Annotated in this window: 5 protein-coding genes; 1 reads left to right on the top strand and 4 read right to left on the bottom strand. The window is 72.0% G+C overall.

Features of this window, described 5'->3' with window-relative positions; all coding sequences use genetic code 11:
• Window positions 1–245: 245 nt before the first annotated feature.
• From ACFQGU_RS16670 to ACFQGU_RS16655, 4 genes are read right to left on the bottom strand one after another with little or no spacing between them, the layout of a single operon-like run.
• Window positions 246–869, bottom strand: coding sequence for an aminodeoxychorismate/anthranilate synthase component II (locus ACFQGU_RS16670; protein WP_386768828.1), 624 nt, complete (start codon window positions 867–869; stop codon window positions 246–248).
• 57 nt (window positions 870–926) lie between these two features.
• Window positions 927–1,124, bottom strand: a complete 198-nt coding sequence (locus ACFQGU_RS16665) for a hypothetical protein (protein ID WP_386768827.1) — start codon at window positions 1,122–1,124, stop codon at window positions 927–929.
• 25 nt (window positions 1,125–1,149) lie between these two features.
• The gene (locus tag ACFQGU_RS16660; RefSeq protein ID WP_386768826.1) at window positions 1,150–1,959 is read right to left on the bottom strand and encodes a class E sortase; all 810 of its coding nucleotides are present in this window, start codon (window positions 1,957–1,959) and stop codon (window positions 1,150–1,152) included.
• Between the two features lie 10 nt (window positions 1,960–1,969).
• Complete coding sequence (locus tag ACFQGU_RS16655; protein WP_386768825.1) at window positions 1,970–2,776, bottom strand: DUF881 domain-containing protein; 807 nt, start codon at window positions 2,774–2,776, stop codon at window positions 1,970–1,972.
• A gap of 59 nt (window positions 2,777–2,835) precedes the next feature.
• Here ACFQGU_RS16655 and ACFQGU_RS16650 point away from each other — a divergent pair, with 59 nt between their 5' ends.
• Window positions 2,836–3,090 carry a cell division protein CrgA gene (locus tag ACFQGU_RS16650; RefSeq protein ID WP_386768824.1) on the top strand — a complete coding sequence of 85 codons (255 nt, stop codon included), beginning with the start codon at window positions 2,836–2,838 and terminating at the stop codon, window positions 3,088–3,090.
• Window positions 3,091–3,172: the final 82 nt, after the last annotated feature.

Below are 3,172 nucleotides of genomic sequence, written 5' to 3'. Positions count from 1 at the left end.
TCTGAGCATGGAAGGCCCCTACCGGACGAGGGCTTCGCCCATCGTCGCCCGGCGGGGGCCCACCCTTCATCGCACACGATGGGGGTCAGGCTCCGACGACGGGGGCGGCGTTGATGGCCCCCGTGATCGTCGCCGATGGGCCCCCGCTGCTCGCGCCGGAGGAACGACGGCGCGGGCAGTAGGGGACCTCAGGCTCCGACGACGGGGGCGGCGTTGATGGCCCCCGTGATCGTCGCCTTCGTTCCTCAGGCTCCGACGACGGGGGCGAGGCCCGCGCTGCGCTCGACGGCGTCGCTCTGGCCGCAGCGCACGAGCCAGTTCGCCAGCATCCGGTGGCCGCCCTCGGTGAGCACGCTCTCGGGGTGGAACTGCACGCCCTCGACGTCGAGGGTGCGATGCCGGACGGCCATGATCACGCCGGTGTCGGTGGTCGCGGTCACCTCGAGCTCGGCCGGCACGGTGGCCGGCTCGATCGCGAGTGAGTGGTAGCGCGTGGCGGTGAACGGGTCGGGCAGGCCGGCGAGCACGCCGTCGCCGTGGTGGTGCACCTGGCTGGTCTTGCCGTGCAGCAGCTCGGGCGCGCGCACGACGGACGCGCCGAAGGCCTCACCGATCGCCTGGTGGCCGAGGCACACGCCGAAGATCGGCAGCACGCCGCCGAGCGTCTCGATCATCTCGATGCACACGCCGGCGTCGGCGGGGGTGCCCGGGCCGGGCGAGAGCAGCACGCCGTCGAAGCCGCGGGCGTCGGCGGGGGTGACCTCGTCGTTGCGCCGTACGTCGACCTCGGCGCCGAGCTGGGCGAGGTACTGCACGATGTTGAACACGAACGAGTCGTAGTTGTCGACGACGAGGATGCGCGCGCTCACGGGCCCATCATCGCCCACGAGGGGCTCGACGTCCGAACCGGTTGTCGCGGTACGCCGTCAGCGCCCGAACGGCAGCACGAGACCGGCCGCGCCGGCGCCCTCGTCGACGGTGACCTGGTTGAACGGCAGCCGCGGCTCGAGCCACGGGAAGACCCACTGGAACAGCACCAGGACGACGGCCACGAACAGGACGAGCGCAAGGAGCGCCTTCACCGGCACGGGGCCGGGCAGGTGCTTCCAGATCCAGCCGTACAACGTGGCCTCTGCTCGGGTTCGGGGGTCAGGAGACCGGGACGACGGCGGGGTTGATCCCGTCGGGCGGCCCGTCGGACACGTACCGGCTCTCGGTGAGCTCGCCCCACCACGCCCAGCGCCCGGTCGAGCCGTAGCGCGGGGTGCACGTCGTCATCGTGAGCAGCTTCTTCTTCGGCGTGGACTCGGGGAACCCGGGCACGGGCTCGATCACCCAGACGTCGGTGGGCGTGAGATTGGGGTCGTCGTGCGTGAGCGTGTAGACGTACCAGACGTTCTTGGTGCGGACGTACACCTTGTCGCCGACCTGGAGGTCGGGGAAGTTCGCGAACGGCTCGCTGTGGCTCGAGCGGTGCGCGGCGACGGCGAAGTTGCCGACACCGCCCGGCATCGCGGTGTCCTCGTAGTGGCCGGCGCCGTGCGCGAGCACGTCCTTCCCGGTGCCCTGGGTCACGGGCAGGCCCCACACGTGATCGGCAAGGCGCGGGATGTAGAGCAGCGCGAACCCGGTGCCGTAGTCCGGCTCCTTGAGCGGCTTGTCGGTGACGGGCTTGGGCGGCGCGGTGGGAGTCGGGGTCGGCGTGGCGCTCTGGCCCGGTTCGACCCATGACTGCTCGATGTCCTGACGCTCCTGGGCGATGGCCTGGGAGCTCTCGACGTTCGTCCACCACAGCTGGTAGGCCACCATCAGCAGCAGCAGCGCGCCGACGGTGATGAACACCTCGCCCACGCCACGGATCACCGAGCGCACGCGGTGGCCCTTCGGCGGCTGGGGCGGAGTCGGGTCGGCGCCGCCGAGAAGCGCCGAGCGCCTCTCGTCCTGGTCGTCAGGACTCATCGGTCCCTCATCACCCGGTCGCCACGCGCGCGTACGCCGGCAGCAGCGGACCGGTGAACGCGGGGACGTCGAGCCGGTCCTCCGGCTGCACGATGTACCCGAGCCCGTAGAGGTCCACGTACTCACGGTAGAGGGCGACCTGCGGGTCTTCGTCGAGGGCCCGCCCGAGGGCCGCGGTGTCGCCCACGGCGGTCACGGTGAAGGGGGGCGAGTAGACGCGGCCCTGGAGGATGAGCGTGTTGCCCACGCAGCGCACGGCCGACGTCGACACGATCCGCTGGTCCATCACCTGCATGGCCGAGGCACCTCCCCTCCACAACGCGTTCACGACCGCCTGCACGTCCTGCTGATGCACGACGAGATCGTCCGGCGACGGGTTCCCGGGCAGCGCGCCTCCGCCCCGGGGCGCGTCGTCGAGCGTGACCGTGAGGCCCGGGCCGACCACCGGGGTGAACCCGGCGCCCGGCGCGAGCTCCGCCGTCTCCTGCTGCGACGCAGCAAGGGCGTCGCCCGTGCCCTGCTGGGCGGTGAGGTCCGACACCTCCAGCCGCAGCCGCGCGACCTCGGCCTCCTGGGCGGCCACGCGCTGGGCCGACCGGGTGACGAGGTCGCGGGCGTCGACCGCGCGGCCGCCGCGCAGGTCGGTGCCGCCGGCGCTGAGGGCGCTCGCCACGGCGAGGAGGCCGGCGAGGGCGGAGACCAGGGCGACCCCCACGACCGCAGCGGTGTGCGGACGCCGTGCCCGCCCGCGGCCGGTCGGCTCGGCCGGCGCGGGCGCCGCGGGCGCGACCACCTGACCGTGCCGGGAACCGTCCATGGCGGTTACGCTACGACGACCCGGCGCCTGACCGGGGATCGTGAGCAGGAGGGGCCGCCGTGCCTGAGTCCCGGGTCCGCCGCAAGAAGGCGTTCACACCCCAGACCGAGACGCCCAAGGCCGTGAAGCTGGGCAACCCGTCGTGGTGGGTGCCGGTCATGCTGGGCCTGTTCATCGTCGGCCTGCTGTGGATCGTCGTGTACTACATCGCCGGCGCCGAGCTGCCGTTGATGAAGGACATCGGCTGGTTCAACGTCCTCATCGGCTTCGGCCTCATCTTCGCCGGCTTCGGCATGGCGACCCGCTGGCGCTGACCGCCCAGCAGAACCGTCCGACCGGGCTACTTACACCCGTGTAAGTCTGTCCCCAGGTGTGGACACACCTGTGGATAACTAC

Origin of the sequence: Longivirga aurantiaca, from assembly GCF_042660085.1 — a bacterium.
Taxonomy (GTDB): domain Bacteria; phylum Actinomycetota; class Actinomycetes; order S36-B12; family CAIYMF01; genus Longivirga; species Longivirga aurantiaca.
The sequence above is the reverse complement of the archived record's forward strand: the minus strand, read 5'-3'. Positions and strand labels throughout refer to the sequence as shown.